The following is a 23445-nucleotide window of genomic DNA, read 5'->3' as shown; positions in this document are numbered from 1 at the left end:
GAATGTCTTTCGCAGAGTTGCGCGCCCAGATGCTGCGTCGCAAACCCCTCGTCGAGGTCGAGGACGAGATTCCGAGCGACGAGCGGCTCGCCAAATCGCTCGGCCTGTGGCAGCTCACCGCCATCGGCGTCGGCGGCATCATCGGTGCGGGCATCTTCACCCTGGCCGGGTCGGTCGCCCATTCGGTGACCGGGCCCGCCGTGCTGATCTCGTTCCTGATCGCCGGTGTGGCCAGCGCGGCGGCGGCGCTGTGTTACGCCGAGTTCGCCGGCATGGTGCCCAAGGCGGGCTCGGCCTACACCTACGGCTACGTCTCGCTCGGTGAGCTGGCGGGCTGGTTCATCGGCTGGGATCTGCTGCTTGAATACATCGCGGTCGCGGCGGTGGTCGCCATCGGCGTGTCCGGATACTTCGGGTTCCTGCTCGACCAGATCGGGCTGACCCTGCCGGAATGGATGCTCGGCGCGCCGGACACCGGCGACGGGCGGGTCGTCGATCTGTTCGCGGTGCTGTTCTGCCTCGGCACCGCGTGGGTGCTCTCGCGCGGGATCGACAGTGTCGGCCGGTTCGAGACGGTCGCGGTCGGGATCAAGGTCGCCCTGGTGGTGCTCATCGTGGTGCTCGGGGTGTTCCACATCGACAGCGCCAACTACGACCCGTACTTCCCGTTCGGCGTCGGCGCGGTGTGGACGGGCGCGGCGACGGTGTTCTTCGCGGTGTTCGGCTACGACGCGATGAGTACCGCGGCCGAGGAATCGATCGACGGGCGCAAGCACCTGCCCAAGGCGATCATCTACTCGCTGGCCATCGCGATGGTGCTCTACGTGCTGGCCACGCTGGTGCTCACCGGCATGCAGAAATACACCGAGATCAGCCCGACCAGCGGCTTCTCCACCGCGTTCGAGTCGGTCGGGATGCCGGGCGTCGCCAATATCATCGCCATCGGCGCCATCGTCGGCATCGTCACCGTGGTGCTCACCTTCATGCTCGGCGTCACCAGGGTGTGGTTCGCGATGAGCCGCGACGGGCTGCTGCCGCAGTGGTTCGCCAAGACCCACCCCACCCGCAAGGTGCCGACCAGGGTGACCTGGATCGTCGGTGTCGGCGCGGCGATCCTGGCCGGCGTACTGCCGATCAACACCGTCGCCGAACTCACCAATATCGGCATCCTGATGGCCTTCATCGTGGTGTGCGTGGCGGTGATCGTGTTGCGGCGCACCAGGCCCGACGCGCCGCGCTCGTTCCGGCTGCCGTTCATGCCGGTCATCCCGCTGATCGGCATCGGGTTCTCGGCCTACCTGATCTACTCGCTGCCGTGGGAGACGTGGTTGCGGTTCCTGGCCTGGCTGGTGGTGGGTCTGGTCGTCTACTTCGGCTACTCACGCACGCATTCGGTGATGAACCGCACGGCGGCGCAGCCGAGCGAGTAGGCAGGCGACGGGCGGTCTGTGCTGTGATGGGCCGATGAGGTCTGGGCACGAGGTCGAAGCGGCGGACGAGCCAGGGGCGCGTCCGCCGCGGCGGCGCCGCGATCCGGCGAAGACGCGCGAAGCCATCATCGTCGGACTGCTCGCCGCGATCACCGAGGGCGATTTCGCGCCGACGACCCGCGAGATCGCCGCTCGGGCAGGTACTTCCGAGCGCAGCATCTTCGTCCACTTCGCCGACCGCGATGCCCTGCTCGCCGCCGCGACCGAGTACCAGTCCGCCACGGTGGAGGCGTGCCTGGTGAGCCCCGATCCCGGCCTGGCGCTCGCCGAACGGATCGCGATCGCGGTGCGGCAGAGCGGTGCGATCTTCGAACTCCAGCGCACCCCGCGCCTGCCCGGTCTGCAGGAGTCGAGGTCGGTCGCCGCGATCGACGCGCGCATGCGCCGCACCGACGAACGCATCCGCGCCGTCCTCGCCGCGCTGTTCGCCCCCGAACTCACCCGGCCCGACGGCACCCTCGACGACGAGTTGCTCGACCTGATCGACGGCACACTCGCCTGGCCGATGCGCCACCATCTGCAGGACCGGCGCGGGCTGTCCGGCGACCAGGCCTCCGCGGCGATCGAGCGGGCGTTGCGGCTGCTACTCGCTCAGCGCTGACTCCGGTCGCACCAGCACCCGCTTGAGGATCTTGCCGGTCTCCCCGCGCGGCAGCGCGTTGAGGAACGTCACGTCGCGCGGGACCGAGAAGCGGCTGAGCCGGTTGCGGATGTAGGTGCGCACCATGTCCGAATCCAGGCCCGCCCCTTCGCGTTTCACCACGAACGCGGCGAGCCGCTGACCGAATTCCCGGTCGGGGACGCCGACGACGGCGACCTCGGTGATCTGCGGCAGGTTCGCCAGGGCTTCCTCGACGGGTCGAGGGAAGACGTTCTCGCCGCCGGAGATGATCATCTCGTCGTCGCGGCCCGCCACGAACAGCCGGCCGGCGGCGTCGAGATAGCCGAGGTCGCCGGTGTCGAGCATGCCGTCGGCCTCCTCCGGCGGGGCCGCGTTGACGTAGCCGTCGAAGAGCATGTGATTGGCGACGAAGATGTGGCCGGTCGCGCCGACCGGCACCGGACGCAGGTCGGGGCCGAGCACCGCGACGCGGGTGCCCAGCGGCGGGCGGCCCGCGGTGGTCGGCGAGACCCGCAGGTCGGCGGGGGTGGCGACGCTGGCCCAGGAGACCTCGGTCGAGCCGTACACGTTGTAGAGCACGTCACCGAAGGTGTCGAGGAAGCGCAGCACGGTGGCTCCGGCCAGTGGGGCGCCGCAGCTGACGACGTGCCGCAGGCTCGACAGGTCGAAGCTCGCGCGCACGTCACCCGGCACGTCGAGCAGGCGTTCGACCATGGTCGGGACCACGATCAAGGTGGTGATCCGGTGCTGGGCGATCGCCCGCAGGCAGTCGAGGGCGTCGAAGCCGTCGGTGAGCACCACGGTGGCACGCAGCGCGGTGCTCAGCTGCAATCCGGCCAGGCCCCAGGTGTGGAACAGCGGCGCCGGGATCAGCATGACCTCTTCGACCCGCAGCGGAATCCGCGAGAGCAGCGCGGCGATCGTGCCGAAACCCTTGGCGTGCGGACGGCGGGCACCCTTGGGCGAACCGCTGGTCCCCGAGGTGAGCACGATCAGCCTGCCGGGATGCGCGGGCACCGGAAAGTCGTTGCTTCCCCACGCGATCAGGCCGTCGACCGTCGTGCGATCCGGGTCCGGCGGCAGGTCGTCGGTGGTGTATCGCGGAACGTCGCTGTGCAGGTAGCGGATCAGCGTTTCCAGCGGCCCGTCGACGAAGACCGCGCTGAGCCGGTGCCGCTGCACGATCTCCTCGATCCGCCGCCCGGACAGTCCGGCATTGAGCAGCGCCACGTCGACGCCGAGTTTGCCCGCGGCGACCATGGTCTCGACCATGCCCGCGTGATTGCGCGACAGCAGGCCGATGGCGTCACCCGCGCGCAGACCCAGCGCGTGCATCGCCCCCGCCAGCGCGGTGGACCTGGTGTCGACCTCGGCGAACGTGCGGGTGCCCCGCCGGTCGATCAGCGCGAGCCGATCCGGCGCGTGCGCCGCGCCCGCGGCATACCCGCCCGCCAGATTGAAGCCCCACTTCGACAGGGAGCGAAGCTGTTTCACCATCGAGATGGGTTCGGGCCGCATCAGCCCGGTGGCCGCGATGCTGCGTGCCACCCCGGCATTGCGCCGGATCATCGAGCGTTCGGCGTTGACCACCACCGAGGATCTGGTGCCCGCGATGACGTCGGCGGTGCGGCGCAGACCCGCCTTCACCCAGTCGGTGACCGTGGAGTTGCCGCGTTCACCGAGCAGCGGGTGCACTCTGGCCGCGGCGAACAGGGTGATGTCGAGCCGCGTGCGCCGCTCGTCGCCGCGCAACCGGACCGAGGCGAAGCTGCCCAGGGCCGGGCTGCGCAATTCGAAACTCTCGTACCAGCGCCCGATCACGAGAACGAACTCGTGCGTCTCGATCCCCGCGGCGGCCGACCCGACGCGCACCTGCCACACCACCGACCCGTCGGGTCGCTCGACCCGTTCGCAACTGCCGATGCCGGTGAACATCCGCGGATAGCTCTGCGGATCCAGCAGCACATCCCACAGTGATTGACGCGCGATCGTGAAATCCGCGGTGACATCGATGACGTCGTTGACCAAACTCCGTGCTCTTCCCGTCGGCCTGTTCGACCAGCTCGGTCGGCGGGCAAATATGGGCGCCGCGGCCGATACCGTGGCGCGGGTCGTCACGCTACCCGTCCGTGCCGCTCCTCGATCAAGAATCAGACAAAACCGGTGGTATGGGACCGCTTCGGCCGGACTTTGGTTTGCGCGCCACACCTCATGACGTTGCAGATGTGAAACTCCCCAATCGCTTGCACCCCACCCGGGGATGCCGAAGTATTGCTGGCAGTACCGACCCGATCTGCATGAGTCGCCGCGAGAGCGGCGCGACGAGCGAAGAGGTGTGGACATGACAGCGAGCTGGCCAGGTAGTTCGATGAACTCTTTCGATGACATCTTCCAGCGATTCTTCGGCTCAGGAATGTCGGCCAAGCCACCCGTGCAACGCATCGACCTGGGCAGACTCATGACCGACAACGCCAAGTTGCTGATCGGCTCGGCCCGCGAGGCCGCCCAGGAGTGGGGCAATCCCGAGATCACGCCCGAGCATCTGCTCTACGCCGCCACCGAATCCGAACCGGGCCGCAGCATCGTGGCCGAGCTCAGCCTCGACCCCGACCAGGTTGCCGAGCAGATGCAGGAATACCTCGACACCGGTTCGCCCAGCGAAGACGACCTCGCCGACATCACCCTCAGCCCAGGCACCAAGCTGGCGCTGCGCGCCGCCCAACGGCAGGCCGCGCAGTCCGGCAGCAGCTACATCGGCCCCGAGCACGTCCTGCTCGGTATCGCCTCGCTCCCCGACTCCGTGGCGGCCCAGGCGCTCATGGCAGGCATCGCCGCCACCCAGAGCGGCAACACGTCCGGCCCCGCGACCACCGGCGCCCCTGCCAAGCGCCGCCAGCAGACCGACACCCCCACCCTGGACGAATACGGCCGCGATCTCACCGCGGAGGCCCGCGAAGGGCTCGTCGACCCGGTCGTCGGGCGGGCGGAGGAGATCGAGCAGACGATCGAGATCCTGTCGCGGCGGCGCAAGAACAATCCCGTGCTGATCGGTGACCCCGGTGTCGGCAAGACCGCGATCGTGGAGGGGCTGGCGCAGCGGATCGTCAACAACGACGTGCCCTCCACCCTCGCCGACCGCCGCGTCATCGCGCTCGACGTCGGCACGCTGGTCGCGGGCAGCAAGTACCGCGGCGAGTTCGAGGAGCGGCTGACCAAGATCCTCGACGAGGTCCGCGCGCACAAGGACGAACTGATCGTCTTCATCGACGAGCTGCACACCATCGTCGGCGCCGGGGGCGGCGGCGAGGGCTCGATGGACGCGGGCAACCTGCTCAAGCCCGCGCTCGCCCGCGGCGAACTGCATGTCGTCGGCGCGACCACGATCGACGAGTACCGCAAATACATCGAGAAGGACGCCGCGCTGGAGCGCCGGTTCCAGCCGGTGATGGTGTCGGAGCCCTCGGTAGAGGACACCATCGAGATCCTGCGCGGTCTGGCCGACGTCTACGAGGAGCACCATCAGGTGCGCTACTCCGACGAGGCGCTGATCGCGGCGGCCCAGCTCTCCGATCGCTACATCACCGATCGGTTCATGCCCGACAAGGCGATCGATCTGATCGACCAGGCCGGTGCCAGGGTGCGGCTGCGTTCGGGCACGCCCGATGCGGAGGCGAGGGCCAAGGACGAGGAGATCGCGCGGCTGTACCGGGAGAAGGACGCCGCGGTCGACAACGAGGACTACGAGAAGGCCACCGCGATCAAGGCCGATATCGCGGACAAAGAGGAAGAGCTCGAGGAATCCGGCGTGCGGGCAGGCGAGCCCGAGGTCGGGGTCGTCGACATCGCCGAGGTGATCTCCCGGCAGACCGGTATCCCCGTCGCGGATCTCACCGCCGAGGAGAAGCAGCGCCTGCTCGAGCTCGAGGACGTACTGCACAAGCGGGTGATCGGGCAGGACGAGGCGATCGTCGCGGTCGCCGAGGCGGTGCGCCGCGCCAGGGCCGGACTCAAGGATCCGAACCGGCCGATCGGGTCGTTCCTGTTCCTCGGGCCGACCGGTGTCGGCAAGACCGAACTCGCGAAAGCGTTGGCCGAGGCCGTCTTCGGCGACGAGGACCGGCTCATCCGCTTCGACATGAGCGAGTTCCAGGAGAAGCACACGGTTTCCCGCCTCGTCGGCGCTCCGCCCGGATATGTCGGCTACGACGACGCGGCGCAGCTCACCGACAAGGTGCGCAGGCAGCCGTACTCGGTGATCCTGTTCGACGAGGTCGAGAAGGCGCATCCGGATGTGTTCAACGTGCTGTTGCAGTTGCTCGACGACGGCCGGGTCACCGATTCCAAGGGCCGCACCGTCGATTTCAAGAACACGATCGTCATCATGACCTCCAACATCGGCTCGGACCTGATCTTGAAGGCCCCGGAGGGCGATCTGGATGCGATCACGCCGCAGCTGATGGAACGGCTGCAGCAGCATTTCCGGCCGGAGTTCCTCAACCGCATCGACGAGACGGTGGTGTTCCACCGGCTCGACAAGTCGCAGCTGGAACGGATCGTGAACCTGATCCTGGACAAGACCCGGCGCATGCTCGCCGCCCAGGACATCGAGCTCGACATCAGTGAGTCGGCGGTGGATTGGCTGGGCGATCGGGGTTTCCAGCCCGAGTTCGGCGCCCGGCCGTTGCGCCGCACGGTGCAGAAGGAACTCGACAACCGGATCTCGCGGCTGCTGCTCGACGGCGGTCTGGAACCGGGAGCGACGGTGAAAGTCGACACCGCGGACGACGATCTGGTCGTCACCGCGGTCGCACCGACCGGTGGCGCCGGTACCAATGGCGCCGAACCGAAGTCGCACTCGAAGAAGAAGTCGGCGAAGAAGGGCGAGGACAAGAAGCTCGCCTCGTCGAAGAAGTAGGCACCGACGGCGGTGGCCCGGTCCGCACGGACCGGGCCACCGTCGTGTTCGGATCAGCCGCCGGTGACCACGCAGGACTCGCCGAACCGGAAGCCCCTGCCGACGCTCACATCGGCGCCGCGGCCGACGCCGCCCTGCAATGCCGCCAGGCTGTGCGGACCGCCGCTCGAGGGCACCCAGTCGATGCTGGCGGTGCCGTCGAGTGGGACGACAACGGCCAGCAGGGCGCCGTTGTCGTAGAAGGAGACAGGTTCCATGTCGACGCTGAGCCGGGCCACCAGATGGTGGGTGCAGCCGGTGCCGTAGTTGGTTGCCATCCCGACGCTGAGTCCGGGGTCGACCGTCAATTGCGAGACCGCCGCGGAGGCGGACGGTGAGCCGATCGTCATGGCCAGCAACGCCGTCCCGGTGGCCGCGAAGGCGAAGGCAATTTTCCTGTCACTCATATCTCACGTCCTTGTGCTGCGGGGCCGGCCGAACGCGAGGCCGGCGAGTCGTGCTCAATCCTCACCCCATCGTGGGAGCGATGGTGGGAGAACACACGAAACGTTTGCTGCTCGCCGAGCCTCGGTCGATCAGCGCCGGACGACGTCCAGGGGCAGGCTCGCGTGCCGCCGGACGAACAGGCTCGGCACCCATCGCGGCGGTGCGTCCTCGACGAGGGTGAACCGTTCGGTGCGCTCGAGCAGCAGGGTGATCGCCGCTGTGGCTTCGAGGCGGGCCAAGGCCGATCCGATGCAGAAGTGTGCGCCCGCGCCGAAGGCCGCGTGTACCCGTCCGCGCGGCCGCTCCAGGTCGACGACGTCGGGGTCACCGAACATCGCCGGATCGCGGTTGGCCGCGCCCCACAGCAACAGCAGGTGACTGCCCGCGGGCAGTTCGACACCGGCAAGTTCGGTATCGGCGACGACGTGCCGGTGGTGGCCGCGAAACGGCGACTCCACCCGCAACGCTTCGTCCAGGAACACCGGGACCAGCTCCGGTCGATCCCGCAGCCGTGACTGCAGATCGGGGTCGGTCGCCAGCAGGCGGGCCGCCGAGGCGATCAGACCCGCGGTCGACTCGCCGCCCGCACCGATCAACTGCACCACGATCAGCACCGCCTGCTGCTCGTCGATGCGCCCCGCAGCCAGGGCCGCGGCGAGCACATCGATCAGTGCCTCCGGCGAATCCTGCCGGGCAGCACGCTCTTTCGCCGTGGCCACCGCCTGGTAGGCGTAGTGGGCCAGTTCGGCGGCTGAGGTGACGAGGGCTGTCATCCTGCCGTCGGCGACGATGCCGCCCAGCATCTCGGTGGAGTCGTACGCCCACGACAGCAGTCGCGGCACATCGGCACGTGGCAGCCCGACGAGTTCGGCGATCAGCGCGAGCGGCAGCCGGTCGGCGATGCCGGTGGCCCAGTCGATCCGGTCACCGACCAGTTCCTCCGCCCACAGCTGCTCGGTGAGCGCGGTGACCACGGGCCCCAGGGTGCGGACCCGCTTGGCCAGCGCCGGACCGACGACACTGCGATGCGCGGAGTGCACGGACCCGTCGGCGGTGGCCAGCACGTGCACAGCCTGTCCGGTCGAGTCGAGGTCGAAGGTGATCGGCGCCGCGCCCGGCTGGGCGACGAGCACCCCGGTCAGATGCGAGGAGAACTCCGCCGTGCGCGCGGTGGCCTCGGTGACGGCGGCCCACGACGCGACGAGGAAGAAGTCGGTGCCCGGCACCCGATGGACCGGCGCGTGCTCACGCAGCGTCCGATACAGGGGGTAGGGGTCGTCGAGCACCGCCGCATCGAAGAGATCGATCGCCCCGAGATCCGTGGTCATCGCCGCCGCCTTTCCTGGTCAGGTTGTCGGCCCTCACCGTGTCCCCGGGCGAACAGAAGTTCAACGGCCGTCTCACCTCGAGACTTGTCGGCACACCCGGCACACCGCACTGAATCTCGTGAAACCATGCTCTTCCAGCACATACTCAGGTAGACAGATTCGAGAGAACGTCTCAGCCTGAGACAGTGAAGGAGCTCCCGATGACCGCCGACTGGCTGGCAGGCGGCGACCGCCGCACCGTCGCGATCGACCGGATCGAACGCGCCGCCCTCACGCTGTTCCTCGAACGCGGCATCGACGACGTCACCGCCGAGGACATCGCCGCGGCCGCGGGCTGCTCGCGCGCGACGATGTACCGCTACGTGGGCGGGAAGCCGCGTCTGGTCCGCGCGGTCATGGTCAGGGCCGCGAGCACCGTCGTCGCCCGCGTCGAAGCCGCCGTCGATCAGGTGCCGGCGGGCCGTCGCCCGGTCGAGGCGATCCTGGCCGCGGTCGCCGCCCTCCGCGCCGATCCGATCCTGCGGCAATGGCTGATCCGGCACCGCTCCGCCGACACCGACGAATTCCTCGCCGACGCACCGGAACTCGGCCGCATCGCGACCGCTCTGACCCGCATCGCCCCCGACGACGCGGCCGCGGCCTGGATCGTGCGGGTCGTCCTCTCGCTGCTCACCTGGCCACTGCCCGATGCCGCGGCCGAACGTCAGCTGGTCGAACGGTTCGTCGGTCCGGCCCTGCGCGTCCGCTGAGCGCGGATCAGGGCATCGGCAGCGGCGGCGTCTTCGGGAACTCGACCGGCAGCGCGGCCAGCGAGCGGTGGAACGGACCGGGCCGCCACACCAGTTCCTCGGCGGGCACGGCCAGCTTCAGCTCCGGGAGCGCGTCGAGCAATTGGTCGATCGCGTCCTGCACGATCAGATACGCCACCGACTTGGCGGGGCAGCCGTGCGGGCCGGCACTCCACGCCAGATGCGCCCGGTTGTCGACCACATCACGACCGGCGATGGCCGGATCGTTGTTGCAGGCCGACATGCTGATCACGACCGGTTCGTTGGCGGGCAGCCACATCTCGTCGATCAGGATCGGCTGACGCGGATAGGTCATGCAGAAGTTGGCCAGCGGCGGGTCGGTGAAGAGCACCTCGTCGAGCGCGTCGCGGGTCGACAGGCTGCCACCGAGCACATTGCCCGCGAAACGATCGTCGGTGAGCATCAACCGCAGCGTGTTCACCACCAGATTCAGCATCGGCTCGATGCCTGCGCCGTAGAGCACCAGCAGCTGGTGCACCATCTCCTCGTCGGTCAGGGCGGCCGGGTGGTGCAGCAGCCGGGTGGCGACGTCGTCGCCCGGCTCGCGCTGCCGCAGCGCGACCAGGTCGGTCAGCGCGGAGGCGAGCAGGTTGTTGCCCGCTTCGGCGTCGTCGCCCTCGAAGATCTGCGCCATGCCGGTGGCGACCTGCGCCCCGATCTCCGGTGTGCAGCCCAGCATCGAGTTCAGCGCCTGGAACACCAGCGGAAACGCGTACTGGCTCAACAGGTCCGCCGAGCCGGTCACGCAGAAGCTGTTGATCAGCGGGATCGCGAACTGCTCGATGGTGGCGTGCATCGCGTACAGGTCCACACCGGCGATGCCGGCGACATTGGCCTGCCGGTACCTGGTGTGCTCGGCGCCGGTGGTGCGCAGCGCGGCCGGGCGGAACTGCAGCATCGGCAGCACCGGGCAGTCCTGCGGGATATTGCGCTGCCACATCCGCGGATCGGCCGGGAAGTGCTCGGGATCGTTGAGGATCCGCACCGCCGTGTGATACCCGATCACCAGCGTCGCCCGGATTCCCGGCGACAGCTCGACCGGCACCACCGAGCCGAACCGGCGCCGCATCTCCCGGTAGGCCGCCTGGGGATCGGCGGCGAACTCGGGAGCGTACATCGGCACCCGCTCGTCGGCCGAGAGGTCCACCGTCATGACGCGTTCGCTTCCTGCCTGCGGAACAGATACTCCGCCAACGTGATCAGCGCACGCATGCCGTGGTCGCGGCGGCGCGCGTCGACGGCGACGACCGGGGTGTCCGGCGCCAGGTCGAGCGCCTCACGCACTTCCTCGAGCGGGTAACGCCGGAAGCCCTCGAACTCGTTGACCGCCACCGCGTAGGGCACACCGCGCTGTTCCAGCGCCGAAAGCACGTCGTCGGCCTTCTCGATGCGCCGGGTGTCGACCAGCACGAGGGCGCCCAGCGCGCCACGGGCCAGCTCCTCCCACAGCGGGGCGAAGCGTTCCTGGCCGGGAGTGCCGAAAAGATACAGCGCCAGTTGCGGGTTCAGGGTGATGCGGCCGAAATCCAGTGCGACGGTGGTCTGCACCTTGGTGCCGAGCCCCGCCATATCGTCGACGCCGATGCTCGCCTCGGTGATCGTTTCCTCGGTGCGCAGCGGCCTGATCTCGGAGACGCCGCACACGAACGTCGTCTTGCCGACGCCGAAATTGCCTGCGACCAGGATCTTCACCGACCGCGTCACGGTCTCCGCGACGTAGTCGACCTCACCCCGCGATGGCACGGAGACCATGCAGCACCTCCTTGATCAACGCTAGTTCCGGCTTCACTTCGGCCGGAGTCGGGCACTGTAGATAGCCGCTGTCGAGCAGATCGGACACGATGATCTTCACGACCGACGCGGGCAGATCCAGATACGCCGACAGTTCGGCGATGGACAGCGCGCCGCGGCGACTGGTGAGCGCGAGGACCCGGCGCTCGTCGGGCCGATGATCAGGCCGCGCGTCGGCGAGCGCGCGGACCAGGGTCACCAGGTCCAGTTCATGCGCGGCCCGCACCCGTCCGCCGGTGCGCACATACGACCTGACCAGATCGGGATCGCGCCTGCCGCGACTCATTACCTGCCACCGTGCCGCGGCGCGCTGCCGATCTCGTGGCCGACGCGCGAGGCCAGTTCGTTCATCCGGTGCGCCACCAGCGCGACGTCGACGTCGGCGGTGGTGGCGACGCCTAGCAGCGCACCGACACCGGCCGCGGTGATCATGATCATGCCATCGTCGTACTCGGTCATGTTCTGGCGCACCGCGTTCGACGATCCGCCACAGAATTCGCCGAGCGCCTTGCCGAGCGAGCGCAGGCCGGAGGCGGCCGCGGCGAACCGTTCGGCGTCGTCCTTGGCCACGCCACGGGAGTGGGCGATCCGCAGTCCGTCATCGGACAGCAGCACCGCGAAGCGGACGCCGGGGATCTCCAGATCCTCGAGCAGCCACGCTAGTCGGTTCGTGCTATCGGCTACCGGTGTGCTCATCGGCTGTTCCTTCCGTCGTTCGCTCGGCCGCAGCGAGGCGACCGCTGCGGGAACCGCTGTGCCAGGCAGCGGCGAGGTCGGGGCGAGCATTGCCCGATTCGGTGGGCACTCCCGCCGAATCCGGCGCGACCGGCCTACGGCGGCGCTTGGGCAATCCCCCACTGGTGATCTCGTGCACTTCGGCGCGGGGCCCGTCGGCCTCGACCAGCACCGGCACTGGCACCGGGACGTGGGCGGGGGCGACGAGTTCGGGCTCGGGCAGGCGCGGTGCGGCACCACTCACCAGCAGTGCCGACGGAACGTAGACCATCGCACGCATGCCGCCGAAGATGTTCGGCCCGTCGACATGGACGGAGAACCCGTAGCGCCGCGCCAGCGCCGCGATGCCGGGGAAGCCGACCTTCGGCGCCGGTCCGAGATCATGGATGTCGACCGCGCGTTCGCCACTGAGCACCTGCCGCGCGTCCTCGAGCTGCTCCGGGCTCATCCGCATGCCCGCGTCATCGACGATGACGGTGACACCGTGGTGCCCCTCCTGGAAGCCGACCTCGACGAACGACGACGGCGGCGAATAGCGCAGCGCGTTGTCGAGCAGCGTGGCCAGCGTGTGCACGAGCGGTTCCACCGCGCGGCTGATCACGACCCGATCGGACTGCCCCGACCGCACGCGCAGGAATTCCCGGACGCGCCCGGTGGCGCCACCCGCCACGTCGGTGAGCGACTGCTGCGGCCAGCGACGGCCGGGCAGGCCACCGGAGACGATCACATAGGACTGCGCCTGCCGGATCATCTGCTGCACGGTGTGGTCGATCCGGGTCAGCGTCTCGTAGATGGCGTCGTCGCGATGCTCACGCAGCGCGGCACTCACGACCTGGCCCAGGTCGGTGCCGAGGCTGACCACCGAGGTGCCGAACGAGCGCACCGCCGCGCTGGTGGCGGCCCGCGAGGACGCCGACAGCTCGGTCTGCGCCTCCTCTTTGGCCGCCACGACCTCGTTGAGCCGACGCTGCTCGCCGTAGCGTTCGACCATCGCCCTGGTCTCCTCGGAGACCATGCGCAGATCCTCGGCGTGACCGGTGGCGATCACCTGCAGCACCTGGCCGACCTGCGAATTCTGCAGTTCCACGGGCAGATCGACAGCCACCGCGGGGATCTCGTGCCTGCGCACCGCGTCGGTGATCGAGGGCAGTGTCGTCTGCGCCAGCTGGATCAGCGCGTTCTCGCACGCGACGCGCTCACGGATGGCGGCGTCGGCGCGCAGTCGCTGCTGGCGCTCGTTGCGCATGGCAAAGACCGTCACGGCCAGCGCGAGCAGCAACAGCGGCGCTCCGATGACGAGTAACAGCACCGCGATTCCTGAGTTCATCAGATCTTTCGTCGTCGTCGACCACACCACGCCCTGGCCGGTGGGCCCTCACCGGCCGGCCCGGGAGGCATTCGCCAGGCAAGCCTCGCTGCCGGCGACCCGCACACAGTAGCAGCACCATGATCGATTGCGATGTGGATCGTCCTGTCCGCCATCAGAATTCCCACCCGCGCTCCTGGGCGGGTGATCTATTCTGGTTTGCTATGCCCCGATCCGGTCGAGGCGGAACCTCGGGTACCGGATACCATCCCCTGGTGGCGAAACTGAAGCTCTCCGTCGATGTCCCTGTCCCACCGGACCAGGCGTGGGCCCACGCTTCCGACCTGCCCGCGCTCGGCGACTGGCTGACCATTCACGAGGCGTGGCGCGGCACCCTGCCCGAGGATCTCACCCCCGGCACGGTCCTCGTCGGCATCGCCCGTGTGAAGGGCTTTCGCAACAAGGTCACCTGGACCGTGCGCACCGCCGAACCGCCGCGTCGCCTGGCGCTGACCGGTACAGGCATCGGCGGCACCAAGTTCGGGCTCGCGATGCTGGTCGAACCGGCGGGCAGTGGGTCCAAGGTCGGTGTCGACATCGATCTGGGCGGTGCACCGCTGTTCGGCCCGATCGGTTCGGCGGTCGCAAAGGCACTGCGCGGCGATATCGAACGGTCGCTCGAAGCCTTCGTCAAGCTCTACGGCTGAGTCGCTACGCGAAAGCCCGGGCGGAACACCAGGTTCCGTCCGGGCTTTCGCGCGTGTGCGGCGTCAGACCAGTGCCGCTGCTTCGGCGTCGACCGGAGCCTCGGGTTTGCTCCGCGGCAGGAAGAACGCCGGGATCAGCGTCAGCGCCGCGAGAATCACGGTGACCCAGTAGGTATTGCTGAACGCGTCGGCGGCCAGTTCCAGACCTTGCTCGATCACCGACGGCGGCACCTGTGCGGCGATGTCCGGTCGGGCGTTCGAGGCGATACCGATCTTGGCCTCGGGGTGGTCGTTGAGCTGGGCGGCCAGCACGACCGACATCGTCGCCGTGCCGATCGAGGCCGCGGTCTGGTTGATGATGTTCATCAGCGTCGAACCGCGCGCGACCTGGGCGTGCGAGAGCGTCTGGATGGCGGCGGTCATCACCGGCATCATGGTGCAGCCCATGCCCAGACCCATCACGAACAGCGCGGCGCCGATCATCAGGTAGGACGTGTCGGCGTGCAGCTGGGTGAAGCCCGCCAGGCCGATGGTGATGAAGGTGATGCCGAACATGACGATCTTGCCCGGCCCGATCTTGTCGACCAGGAAGCCGGCGATCGGCATCGTCAGCATGGCGCCGATCCCCTGTGGCGCCATGAGCAGGCCGGAATCGAAGGCCGTCTCACCGCGCACCTGCTGCAGGTAGTTCGGCAGCAGGAAGCCCGCGCCGAAGAACGCCGTCGCGAACAGCGACATGGTCAGCACCGAGTAGCGCAGCGACGGGTTGCGGAACAGGCGCAGGTCGATCAGCGGATGCTCGGTGCGCAACGCGTGGAACACGAATGCCACCAGCAGCACAGCGCCGATGATCGCCGGGATGAGCACGCGCGCGGCGAGCACCGTGCCCTTCTCCGGGATGGAGGAGACACCGAACAGGAACAGCGCCAGACCCGGCGAGGCAAGCAGCATGCCGAGGAAGTCGAACGATTCCGAGGGCTTGGGCTTGTCGGGCGCGAACACGATGTAGGCCAGGATCAGGGCGACCACACCCAGCGGCAGGTTGATCAGGAAGATCCAGTGCCAGCTGAAGGAGTCGATGAGCCAGCCGCCGAGGATGGGGCCGCAGATCGGGCCGAGCAGCATCGGCACACCGAGCACCGCCATCACACGGCCGATCCGCTGCGGGCCGGCGGCGTGGGTCATGATCGTCATACCCAGCGGCATGAGCATGCCGCCGCCGATGCCCTGGATGACGCGGAACGCCACCAGCGACTCGATACTCCACGCCATCGAACACAGCACCGACCCGATGATGAAGAAGGTCAGCGCCGCCATATAGAGGCGTTTGGTGCCGAAGCGGTCGGCCGCCCACCCCGTCATCGGGATGACCGAGGCCAACGCCAGGGTGTAGCCGGTCATGGTCCAGGCGACGACCTCGACGGAGGCCTGGAAGTCCGCCATGAATGTCGGAATCGCGACGGTGACCACGGTGATGTCGAGGATCGACATCACCGCGCCGAGGACGACTACGCCTGCCACTTTGAGTACAGCGGCATCCAGTTTGTCGGAGGTGGGATCGGCAGCGGCGCCGATATCCGGAGGTTTCGTCACCGCTTGAGCCTGGCATCTTTCGCCCCTGAAGACCAGCGAAATTTATTGTTCGTGATCTCGTGTCACACGGGAGCGGCGGCCGCGGCGTCGGCGGCCCGCAGCGCCGCCGCCGTCGAATCGGGCGAAGCGGGCAGAAGCGGCAACCGGACCGCCGCACTGGGGATCTGCCCGCGTTCGGCCAGCACCGCTTTGACGACCGTCGGGTTGGGTTCGGCGAACAGTGCGGCACCGAGCGCGTCGAGGCGATGGCCGATCTCGCGGCCCCGCGTCGCGTCACCGGCAAGCCAGGCGGCGATCAACTCCGCGTAGTCCGCGGGCGCGATATTGGCCGCGGCGAGGATGCCGCCCCGCGCGCCGAGCGCGAGCAGGGCCGAGGCGAACCGGTCGTCGCCGCACAGCACCGTCGTGCTGGATCCGGCGCGAGCCATCAGTTCGACACTGGCCGCGTCGACACCGCCCACGGAGTGCTTGAATCCGGCGATGTTCGGAATGTTCGCGAGCCGCACCAGCGTCTCCCCGCCGAGCGGGCGCGCGGTGCGGTAGGGCACGTCGTAGACATAGAGCGGGGCCGGGCTGGCCGCCGCCAGCGCGGTGAAGTGCGCGACGACACCCTCCTCACTCGGGCGCACGTAGTACGGCACCACCGCGAGCACACCCGCGATCGGATGCCGCAATTCGCCGACCGCCCTGACCGATTCCGCGGTCGCGTTGCCGCCCGCGCAGACGATCAGCGGCGCGTTCCGTTCGGCGCACACGTCGGCGCAGAGGTCGAGGACGCGGTCCCGTTCGTCGGTGGTCAGCGCCGAGGGCTCGGCGGTGGTGCCCAAGGCGACGAGTCCGGTCGCGCCCGCGTCGAGGACGCTGTGCGCGTGCCGTTCCAGGGCAGCGGGCGCGAGGGCGCCGTCGGCGGTGAACGGCGTGATCATGGGGACGAACAAACCCTGCAGCGATGTCATGGTTCCTATCGTCGGGCCGCCGACACATCAGGTCCAGTTCACATTCGTGATGTCGAACGTAAGCTGAACTGATGCTGGATGTCCGCAAGCTCCGCCTCCTGCGCGAACTCGCCCACCGCGGCACCATCGCCGCGGTCGCCGACGCGCTCAGCTACACGCCCTCGGCCGTGTCGCAACAGCTCACCGCGCTCGAACGCGAGGCGGGTGTTCCCCTCCTGGAACGCACGGGCCGCCGCGTCACTCTCACACCGGCCGCGCATCTGCTCGTCGGCCACACCGAAACGATCCTCGCCGCCCTCGAACACGCCGATGCCGAATTGGCAGTCGCCCGAGACGAACTCGTCGGAACCCTGCGGATCGGCGCCTTCCCCACCGCCGCCCGCACGCTCCTGTCCCCCGCCCTGGTCGCCCTGAGCACCGACCATCCCCGCCTCGAACTCACGGTCACCGAGATCGACCCCGCCGACGTCCCCGACGCCCTGCGCGCGGGCGCCCTCGACATCGCCCTCACCCACGACTACGACCTGGTGCCCGCCACCCCCGACCCCGCCATCCACACCGAGCCCCTGCACACCGAAACCGTCTACCTCGCCACCCGAAACTCCGTCCCCGACGGCGAACCTCTACGCTCCCGTCGCGAATCCCCCTGGATCGCAGGCACACCCGGCACCCTCTGCCATGCCGTCACCCTTCGCGCCTGCCAGGCAGCGGGTTTCACGCCCCGCATCCGCCACCACGCCGACGACTTCGACACGGTCCTGGCCTTGGTCGCGGCCGACGCGGGCACCGCGATCGTCCCCGCCCTCGCTCTGCACTCCCCACCCGACGATGTCACCCTCACACCCTTGTCGACCCGCCGCCACACCCACCTCGCCTACCGCAACGGCACGGACGCCCACCCCGCGATCGCCGCCGCCCGCACCGCCTTACGTTCGGCAGCCCGAGCGGCGGAACACCATTCGTGAGCGATCCGAATCCGGACAACTGGATCCGCCCGGCCCGATGGCGCCTGCGGCCGGTCACGCGCTGACAGGTCAGGCGGTCTTGTCACGCTGGGAGGTGCGCTGGCGGGTGCGGGTGGCCGAGATCGGGTCGATGTCGGGCATCGACCACTGGGCCGAGAGGGCGAGGCTGGGCTCGCGGCCGGAGGCCACGTGCCGGTAGGCGATCTCGGCGGCGGCGTCGGGGTCGCCTGCGGCGATGGCGGCGTAGAGGGCTTCGTGTTCCGCGCACTGGGTGCCGGGGTCACGCTCCTTGGTGAGGTGGAACAGCCAGCGGACGCGGGATTCCAAGGGGCGCAGCAGGGATTGCAGGAGCGGATTGCCGGAGACCTCGACGATGCGGGTGTGGAAGCCGGCATTCGCGGCGGCGATCGCGGCCTGGTCGCCCGCGGCGGTGGCCCGGCGGGCGGCGTCGAGTTGCTCGCGCAGGGCGGCGAGGTCGGTGGGTTCGGCGCGTTCGGCGGCCAGGCGGGCAGCGAGGACTTCCAGGCTCTCGCGGACGTCGAACAGGTCGCGCACGTCGGCGGCGGTGAACGGGGCGACGATCGCACCCTGACGCGGCACGATCACGACCAACCCCTCGCGCTCGAGCATCTGCAGCGCCTCGCGCAGCGGGATCCGGGAGATCTCCAGCTCGGTCGCGAGATCGCGTTCGACCAGCCGCTGCCCTGGGCTCAGCCGCAGGTCGATGATCCGGTCGCGGAGCTCCTCGTAGGCCCGGTCCCGCAGCGACTTCTTCGCCGGTTCCGCCGACACCGCACCATCCTTCCGCGCTTGCACTCCCACCACGGTAGTACCGCCCGCCGCGAGCGACCGTTTCTTACGTTTCGGTAATCCGCCCGTCATCCAAGGGCCCCAGGCTGACACTTAACGGTATACCGCTAAGTGGGCGGTTCGTTCGATCAAGGAGTACCCCGTGCACAAGTCCACTCGGCGCGCGATCGCCTTCGGCTCGGCCGCCCTGGCCGCCGCCGCCCTGCTGTCGGCCTGCGGATCCTCCGGCACCACCACGTCGGGCGGCACACTGAAGGTCGGCGTGTTCTTCCCCGGCTCGCTCTCCGACACCGGCTTCATGCAGTCGGGGTATCTGGGCTACCAGCGCATCGCCGACAAGCTCGGCGACAAGGTGGAACTGAGCAAGATCGAACAGGTCGCCGCCAGCGACTACCAGCAGGCCCTGGTCCGGTTCGCCTCGACCAACGATCTGGTGATCTCGCTCGGCGGCCAGACCGACGCCGACGTGCGCAAGGTCGCCCCGCAGTTCCCGAACGTGAAGTTCGTCGAGATCGGCGGCCCTGCCGATGCCAAGCCCATGGCCAACCTCGCCTACTACGACCCGCAGCAAGCCGAGGCCGAGTTCCTCAGCGGCGCGGTATCGGCGGCGGGCGCGAAGACCGGCGCGGTCGCGTTCGTCGGCGGCGTCGAGCTGCCCGCGATCGTCAACGCCGCCAATGCCTTCGGCAACGGCGCCCGCTTCGCCAAACCCGACGTGAAGGTGCTGACCCCGCAGTATGTCGGCGACTTCAACGACCCGGCCAAAGCCAAGCAGGCCGCCCTGGCCGACTACGGCGCCGGCGCCGGCGCGCTCGGCCAGATCGTGAACCTGGGCAAAGCGGGTATGGAACAGGCCGCGACCCAGGCAGGCGCGGCCATGGTCGGCGGACCGATCCCCGGCGATTGCACCAACCCCGTCTACCTGGGCTACGTGCACACCGACATCGGCGCCGAGGTCGAGTACGCCGTCAACGCCGCGCTCGACAACTCGTGGAAGTCCGAGAACGTGCGCTTCGGCCTCACCTCGCCCAACCACGGCACCGATTTCGTGCTGTGCAGCAAGGACGCCGCGGTCGCCGACGCACTCGCCAAGGCCAAGACAGCCCTGTCCACCGGCGCGGTCGAGCCGTACTGACCGCCATGAGCACTCCCGCATTGACCCTGCAGGGACTGGGTAAGAGCTTCGGTGACGTGCGGGCCCTGCGCGATGTCGACGTCACCGTCGAATCCGGCACCGTCCATTGCGTTCTCGGCGAGAACGGCGCGGGCAAGTCGACGCTGTGCAACCTGGTCTTCGGTGGCTACCGGCCCGACACGGGCCGGATGACGCTGGGCGGCACCGAGTTCCGGCCCGACTCCCCCGCCGCCGCGATGGCCGCGGGCGTGGCCATGGTGCACCAGCACTTCAGCCTGGTCACCACCATGACCGTCGCGGAGAATCTGCTGCTCACCCAGCGGGGCGTGCGGATGCGCCGTGCCGCGCTGACCGACCGGCTCGACGAGATCGCCCAGCGCTACCGGCTGCGGATAGACCTCGACCAGCGGGTCGCGACGATGCCGGTCGGTGCGCGGCAGAAGGTCGAGATCGTCAAGGCGCTGCTGCGCGATCCGTCGCTGATCCTGCTCGACGAGCCGACCGGCGTGCTCGATCCCGCCGAGATCGACGCGCTGATCGACACCTGCCGCGCTGTCGCCGCCGACGGGAAAACGGTGGTGCTGGTGACGCACAAGCTCGGCGAGGTCGCCCGGGTCGCCGACGCCGCGACCGTGCTGCGGCGCGGCACGGTCGCCGGTGGCGGGCGGATGTCGAACACCGGCATCACGCAGCTGCTGACCGCCATGGTCGGCCGCACCGCCGCCGACCTCGATCCGACGGTGGCCGCGACCCTCGGCGTCGATACCGCAAGGCCCGCAACGAAAATCGCACCGACACCGGAGACGGCGATGCCGGTGCTGTCCGTCGACGGCCTCACCGCCCATCGGGCCGACGGCAGCACCGCACTCGACGAGGTGCGGCTACGCGTGCGGCCCGGCGAGATCGTCGGCATCGCCGGAGTCGAAGGCAACGGTCAGAGCGAACTCGTCGCCGTCCTGGCCGGCAGCGCACCGGCGGCGGCGGGCACCGTCACCCTCGACGGCACCGACATCACCGCCGCGCGTCCCGCCACGCGCACCGGTCTGGGCCTCGCTGTCGTGCCCGAGGATCGCCACCGCGACGCGATGGTCGCCGACATGACCATCGCCGAGAACCTCTTCCTCGGGCAGCTCGGCAGGTTCCGCCGCTTCGGGCTGCTCGACAAACGCGCCATGGGTCGCGCCGCGCAGGCCGAACTCGAGCGGTTCGACGTGCGCGCCGCCGGGCCGTGGGTGCGCATGGGCGCGCTCTCGGGCGGCAACCAGCAGAAGGTGGTGCTCGCCCGGGAGCTGTCCACCACGAACCTGCGCTGCCTGGTCGCCGCCCAGCCGACGCGCGGATTGGATATCGGCGCTGTCGATTTCGTGCTGACCCGGCTGCGCAGCGCCGCCGCCGACGGCTGCGGTGTGCTCGTGGTGTCCAGCGAGGTGCCCGAACTGCTCGCCCTGTGCGATCGGGTGCTGGTCGCCTATCGCGGCACGCTCACCGGCCCCGTCGAGACAGCCGATCCCACCGCGGCACAACAGATCAGCGAACTGATGATGGGAGTGTCGGCATGACCGCTGTCACCGAGAGCAGAACGGCGGGCTGGTACCGAATCCGGCTGCGCCGCTGGGCACATCAGCCCGTTGTCGTCGCGGCCGCGGCGATGATCGCCGCCGGCGTGGTCGGGCTCATCCTGGCCGCCTTCGCGGGTGCGGCGCCCGGCGCGACGATGACCGCGCTGTGGGAAGGCATGTTCGGCAGCGGCTATGCCGTCGGCGCTTCGCTCAATGTCGCGGCCACCTTGATGCTGGTGGCCGTCGGTTTCACCATCGCGCACCGGGCCGGCCTGGTGAATGTGGGTGGTGAGGGCCAGATCTGCGCGGGCGGTATCGCCGCCACCGCCATCGGCACCACGCTGACCGGCGCTCCCGCCGCGATCACCCTGCCCGCGGTACTGATCGGCGCGGCGGCCGCGGGCTGGCTCTGGGCCGCGATCGCCGCCTACCTGCGGGTCCGGCGTGGCACCAGCGAGATCATCACCACGCTGCTGCTCAATTTCGTCGGCCTCGCCATGGTGCTGCTCGTGGTGCACGAACCCGCGCTGCTGCGGCAACCGGTGACCTCGTCGGAAACCCTGCCGCAGTCCGAACAGCTCACCCCCGCGGCGCAGCTGCCACTGCTCGGCATCGAACGCTCCCCCGCGACCATCGCGCTGTGGATCGCGGTCGTGGCCGCGCTCGGCACCGCGATCCTGGTCCGCCACACCGCGCTCGGTACCCGGCTGCGCGCGGTCGGCCTCAATCCCGACGCGGCGGCCCGGCTCGGCCTGCCCGTGCAGCGGCTGCGATTCCTCAGCCTGTCGGGTGCGGGCGCGTTCTCCGGCATGGCGGGCGGATTGCTCGTCGCCACCGCGCCTTTCGTCCTCGCGGAGGGCTTCTCCTCCGGATACGGGTTCTCCGGCCTGGTCGTCGGGCTGCTTGCCCGTGGCTCGCTGGCCGCGGTCGTCGCGGTCTCGCTGCTGCTCGGATTCCTCGTCTCCGGCGGGATCAACCTGCAGCTGGCCGCGAATGTGCCCGCGTCGACCGTCAGCGTCGTCGAGTCGCTGATGATCGTGTTCATCGCGGGCGCCGCCCTGTGGACCCGGTCGGCGCGCAAGCCCGAACCCGCTGCCCCGCAGGCTGTTTCCCCGATCGATACTGCCGACCTGGCAGGAGCACCGCGATGAGCCTCGACACGGTCACCGACATCGCCACCAGCGGTATCGGTTTCACCCTGCCCATCCTCGTCGCCGCGAGCGGCGAACTGGTCAGCGAACGCGCGGGTGTGCTCAATCTGAGCCTCGAGGCGATGATGCTGACCGGCGCTTTCGCGGGCGTGCTCGGGGCTGTCACCACCGGTTCACCGGTCCTCGGCGCGATCGCCGCTGTGGGCGCCGCGCTGATCTTCGGTGCGCTGCAAGCGATCTGGAGTGTCAGCTTGCGGGCCGACCAGATCGTCGTCGGCATCGCGAGCAATGCGCTGGCCCTCGGTGCCACCACCTATGGCGCGCGGCTGCTGCTGGCCGACGGCAAGGGCCACGGTGCCCCCGGTTTCGACGCGTTGAGCATTCCCCTGCTGCACCGCATCCCGGTCGTCGGGCCCGCTCTGTTCGGGCAGACCGCGCTCGGCTACCTGTGCATCGTCGTCGTGGCCGTCCTGGCCGTCGCGTTCTCCCGGCGAACCAAGCTGGGCCTGGTGATCGACGCGATCGGCGAGGACGCCGTCGCCGCCGACCGCACCGGGCTGTCCGTGCGGATCGTCCGCTACGGCTGTGTGCTGCTCGCCGCGTTCGCCGCGGGCCTTGGCGGTGCGCAACTGGCGCTGTCGGAGGTGCATTCGTTCAGCGACAACATGACCGGCGGCATCGGCTATCTCGCCGTGGTCGCGGTGATCGCGGGCCGCTGGCGCGCGCTCGGCGTGATCTGGGCGTCGGTGTTCTTCGGTATCGCCCAGGCACTGCAGTTCGCGCTGCCCGCGCTGGGTGTCGACGTGCCGTTCGCGCTGCTGGTGATGCTGCCCTATCTGATCGCGATCGTCGCCGTCAGCGGCCTGGTCGGCAACAGCCGCTCACCGCGCGACCTCACCGTCGCCTTCGCCCGAACGTCCTGACCCGCCCCCGCTTTCGAGGAGCTCCTGCGTTGACTCTGATCCTGTCGCATTCCGAGGTGACCGCCGTGCGGGCCGGGGGGGCAGTAATTGGCGCGGGGGGGGGGGGCCCCACCGACCCCGCCGGCGGCACCGCGGTTCTAGCGGCGCCCCCGGCGCTGGCGGGC

General features: G+C 69.3%; 21 protein-coding genes. 10 read left to right on the top strand and 11 right to left on the bottom strand.

Annotation, left to right across the window (positions count from 1 at the left end; translation table 11 throughout):
* Positions 1 to 2 precede the first annotated feature (2 nt).
* Both ACWF9G_RS15995 and ACWF9G_RS15990 read left to right on the top strand, forming a co-directional pair.
* Complete coding sequence (locus ACWF9G_RS15995) at positions 3 to 1430, top strand: amino acid permease (RefSeq protein ID WP_379308845.1); 1428 nt, start codon at positions 3 to 5, stop codon at positions 1428 to 1430.
* A gap of 34 nt (positions 1431 to 1464) precedes the next feature.
* Positions 1465 to 2091, top strand: coding sequence for a TetR/AcrR family transcriptional regulator (locus ACWF9G_RS15990; protein WP_452516055.1), 627 nt, complete (start codon positions 1465 to 1467; stop codon positions 2089 to 2091).
* Here ACWF9G_RS15990 and ACWF9G_RS15985 read toward each other — a convergent pair.
* Complete coding sequence (locus ACWF9G_RS15985) at positions 2074 to 4140, bottom strand: AMP-binding protein (RefSeq protein ID WP_452516053.1); 2067 nt, start codon at positions 4138 to 4140, stop codon at positions 2074 to 2076. The genes ACWF9G_RS15990 and ACWF9G_RS15985 overlap by 18 nt on opposite strands.
* 313 nt (positions 4141 to 4453) lie before the next feature.
* On the opposite strand from ACWF9G_RS15985, the gene ACWF9G_RS15980 reads away from it, so the two are divergent.
* Positions 4454 to 7027, top strand: coding sequence for an ATP-dependent Clp protease ATP-binding subunit (locus ACWF9G_RS15980; RefSeq protein ID WP_452516052.1), 2574 nt, complete (start codon positions 4454 to 4456; stop codon positions 7025 to 7027).
* 53 nt (positions 7028 to 7080) lie between these two features.
* Here the strand turns inward: ACWF9G_RS15980 and ACWF9G_RS15975 are convergent, their stop codons facing one another.
* Both ACWF9G_RS15975 and ACWF9G_RS15970 read right to left on the bottom strand, forming a co-directional pair.
* Complete coding sequence (locus ACWF9G_RS15975; protein ID WP_452516051.1) at positions 7081 to 7473, bottom strand: hypothetical protein; 393 nt, start codon at positions 7471 to 7473, stop codon at positions 7081 to 7083.
* A 129-nt stretch (positions 7474 to 7602) separates the two neighbouring features.
* Positions 7603 to 8841, bottom strand: coding sequence for a cytochrome P450 (locus tag ACWF9G_RS15970; protein WP_452516050.1), 1239 nt, complete (start codon positions 8839 to 8841; stop codon positions 7603 to 7605).
* Between the two features lie 200 nt (positions 8842 to 9041).
* Here ACWF9G_RS15970 and ACWF9G_RS15965 point away from each other — a divergent pair, with 200 nt between their 5' ends.
* Positions 9042 to 9590, top strand: a complete 549-nt coding sequence (locus ACWF9G_RS15965; protein ID WP_452516048.1) for a TetR/AcrR family transcriptional regulator — start codon at positions 9042 to 9044, stop codon at positions 9588 to 9590.
* Positions 9591 to 9597: 7 nt separating this feature from the next.
* Here ACWF9G_RS15965 and ACWF9G_RS15960 read toward each other — a convergent pair whose 3' ends face one another.
* The 5 genes from ACWF9G_RS15960 to ACWF9G_RS15940 are packed head-to-tail and all read right to left on the bottom strand — an operon-like array spanning position 9598 to position 13503.
* Positions 9598 to 10803 (bottom strand): cytochrome P450, encoded by a 1206-nt coding sequence (locus ACWF9G_RS15960; protein ID WP_452516047.1) that lies wholly within the window; start codon positions 10801 to 10803, stop codon positions 9598 to 9600.
* Complete coding sequence (locus tag ACWF9G_RS15955; RefSeq protein WP_189033371.1) at positions 10800 to 11402, bottom strand: GTP-binding protein; 603 nt, start codon at positions 11400 to 11402, stop codon at positions 10800 to 10802. Before ACWF9G_RS15955 ends, ACWF9G_RS15960 begins: the two co-directional genes overlap by 4 nt.
* Entirely contained in the window at positions 11377 to 11727 is a 351-nt protein-coding gene (locus ACWF9G_RS15950) for a DUF742 domain-containing protein (RefSeq protein ID WP_379310964.1), read from the bottom strand. Before ACWF9G_RS15950 ends, ACWF9G_RS15955 begins: the two co-directional genes overlap by 26 nt.
* The gene (locus tag ACWF9G_RS15945) at positions 11727 to 12137 is read right to left on the bottom strand and encodes a roadblock/LC7 domain-containing protein (protein WP_379310966.1); all 411 of its coding nucleotides are present in this window, start codon (positions 12135 to 12137) and stop codon (positions 11727 to 11729) included. The genes ACWF9G_RS15950 and ACWF9G_RS15945 overlap by 1 nt, the downstream gene beginning before the upstream one ends.
* Positions 12115 to 13503: an ATP-binding protein gene (locus ACWF9G_RS15940; protein ID WP_379310967.1), complete on the bottom strand. Its 1389-nt coding sequence runs from the start codon at positions 13501 to 13503 to the stop codon at positions 12115 to 12117. Before ACWF9G_RS15940 ends, ACWF9G_RS15945 begins: the two co-directional genes overlap by 23 nt.
* Positions 13504 to 13757: 254 nt before the next feature.
* Between ACWF9G_RS15940 and ACWF9G_RS15935 the strand changes: the two genes are divergently transcribed.
* Positions 13758 to 14189 carry a type II toxin-antitoxin system Rv0910 family toxin gene (locus tag ACWF9G_RS15935; RefSeq protein ID WP_379310968.1) on the top strand — a complete coding sequence of 144 codons (432 nt, stop codon included), beginning with the start codon at positions 13758 to 13760 and terminating at the stop codon, positions 14187 to 14189.
* Positions 14190 to 14252: 63 nt separating this feature from the next.
* Here ACWF9G_RS15935 and ACWF9G_RS15930 read toward each other — a convergent pair whose 3' ends face one another.
* Together ACWF9G_RS15930 and dapA are read right to left on the bottom strand one after the other, a co-directional pair.
* Positions 14253 to 15782, bottom strand: a complete 1530-nt coding sequence (locus ACWF9G_RS15930; RefSeq protein ID WP_452516046.1) for a DHA2 family efflux MFS transporter permease subunit — start codon at positions 15780 to 15782, stop codon at positions 14253 to 14255.
* Between the two features lie 62 nt (positions 15783 to 15844).
* Entirely contained in the window at positions 15845 to 16738 is an 894-nt protein-coding gene (gene dapA, locus ACWF9G_RS15925) for a 4-hydroxy-tetrahydrodipicolinate synthase (protein ID WP_452516044.1), read from the bottom strand.
* 71 nt (positions 16739 to 16809) lie between these two features.
* Between dapA and ACWF9G_RS15920 the strand changes: the two genes are divergently transcribed.
* On the top strand, positions 16810 to 17703 hold the full coding sequence (locus ACWF9G_RS15920; RefSeq protein ID WP_452516043.1) for a LysR family transcriptional regulator: 894 nt from the start codon (positions 16810 to 16812) through the stop codon (positions 17701 to 17703).
* Between the two features lie 69 nt (positions 17704 to 17772).
* Here ACWF9G_RS15920 and ACWF9G_RS15915 read toward each other — a convergent pair whose 3' ends face one another.
* Positions 17773 to 18495, bottom strand: a complete 723-nt coding sequence (locus ACWF9G_RS15915) for a GntR family transcriptional regulator (protein WP_452516042.1) — start codon at positions 18493 to 18495, stop codon at positions 17773 to 17775.
* A gap of 160 nt (positions 18496 to 18655) precedes the next feature.
* Between ACWF9G_RS15915 and ACWF9G_RS15910 the strand changes: the two genes are divergently transcribed.
* From ACWF9G_RS15910 to ACWF9G_RS15895, 4 genes are read left to right on the top strand one after another with little or no spacing between them, the layout of a single operon-like run.
* On the top strand, positions 18656 to 19648 hold the full coding sequence (locus ACWF9G_RS15910) for a BMP family protein (protein ID WP_452516040.1): 993 nt from the start codon (positions 18656 to 18658) through the stop codon (positions 19646 to 19648).
* Positions 19649 to 19653: 5 nt separating this feature from the next.
* Positions 19654 to 21207: an ABC transporter ATP-binding protein gene (locus ACWF9G_RS15905; protein WP_452516039.1), complete on the top strand. Its 1554-nt coding sequence runs from the start codon at positions 19654 to 19656 to the stop codon at positions 21205 to 21207.
* Positions 21204 to 22358, top strand: coding sequence for an ABC transporter permease (locus ACWF9G_RS15900; RefSeq protein WP_452516038.1), 1155 nt, complete (start codon positions 21204 to 21206; stop codon positions 22356 to 22358). Before ACWF9G_RS15905 ends, ACWF9G_RS15900 begins: the two co-directional genes overlap by 4 nt.
* On the top strand, positions 22355 to 23281 hold the full coding sequence (locus ACWF9G_RS15895; protein ID WP_452516036.1) for an ABC transporter permease: 927 nt from the start codon (positions 22355 to 22357) through the stop codon (positions 23279 to 23281). The genes ACWF9G_RS15900 and ACWF9G_RS15895 overlap by 4 nt, the downstream gene beginning before the upstream one ends.
* Positions 23282 to 23445 lie beyond the last annotated feature (164 nt).

This window comes from Nocardia sp. NPDC055029, assembly GCF_053608525.1.
This window is presented reverse-complemented; position numbering and strand designations above follow the sequence as displayed.

Bases quoted from the DNA above. Each gene is read 5' to 3' on its own strand.
- ACWF9G_RS15970 (WP_452516050.1), bottom strand. From the start codon at position 8,841: ATGACCACGGATCTCGGGGCGATCGATCTCTTCGATGCGGCGGTGCTC.
- ACWF9G_RS15945 (WP_379310966.1), bottom strand. From the start codon at position 12,137: ATGAGCACACCGGTAGCCGATAGCACGAACCGACTAGCGTGGCTGCTC.
- ACWF9G_RS15895 (WP_452516036.1), top strand. From the start codon at position 22,355: ATGAGCCTCGACACGGTCACCGACATCGCCACCAGCGGTATCGGTTTC.
- ACWF9G_RS15995 (WP_379308845.1), top strand. From the start codon at position 3: ATGTCTTTCGCAGAGTTGCGCGCCCAGATGCTGCGTCGCAAACCCCTC.
- ACWF9G_RS15965 (WP_452516048.1), top strand. From the start codon at position 9,042: ATGACCGCCGACTGGCTGGCAGGCGGCGACCGCCGCACCGTCGCGATC.
- ACWF9G_RS15975 (WP_452516051.1), bottom strand. From the start codon at position 7,473: ATGAGTGACAGGAAAATTGCCTTCGCCTTCGCGGCCACCGGGACGGCG.
- ACWF9G_RS15900 (WP_452516038.1), top strand. From the start codon at position 21,204: ATGACCGCTGTCACCGAGAGCAGAACGGCGGGCTGGTACCGAATCCGG.
- ACWF9G_RS15950 (WP_379310964.1), bottom strand. From the start codon at position 11,727: ATGAGTCGCGGCAGGCGCGATCCCGATCTGGTCAGGTCGTATGTGCGC.
- ACWF9G_RS15905 (WP_452516039.1), top strand. From the start codon at position 19,654: ATGAGCACTCCCGCATTGACCCTGCAGGGACTGGGTAAGAGCTTCGGT.
- ACWF9G_RS15980 (WP_452516052.1), top strand. From the start codon at position 4,454: ATGACAGCGAGCTGGCCAGGTAGTTCGATGAACTCTTTCGATGACATC.
- ACWF9G_RS15920 (WP_452516043.1), top strand. From the start codon at position 16,810: ATGCTGGATGTCCGCAAGCTCCGCCTCCTGCGCGAACTCGCCCACCGC.
- dapA (WP_452516044.1), bottom strand. From the start codon at position 16,738: ATGACATCGCTGCAGGGTTTGTTCGTCCCCATGATCACGCCGTTCACC.
- ACWF9G_RS15940 (WP_379310967.1), bottom strand. From the start codon at position 13,503: ATGAACTCAGGAATCGCGGTGCTGTTACTCGTCATCGGAGCGCCGCTG.
- ACWF9G_RS15990 (WP_452516055.1), top strand. From the start codon at position 1,465: ATGAGGTCTGGGCACGAGGTCGAAGCGGCGGACGAGCCAGGGGCGCGT.
- ACWF9G_RS15955 (WP_189033371.1), bottom strand. From the start codon at position 11,402: ATGGTCTCCGTGCCATCGCGGGGTGAGGTCGACTACGTCGCGGAGACC.
- ACWF9G_RS15960 (WP_452516047.1), bottom strand. From the start codon at position 10,803: ATGACGGTGGACCTCTCGGCCGACGAGCGGGTGCCGATGTACGCTCCC.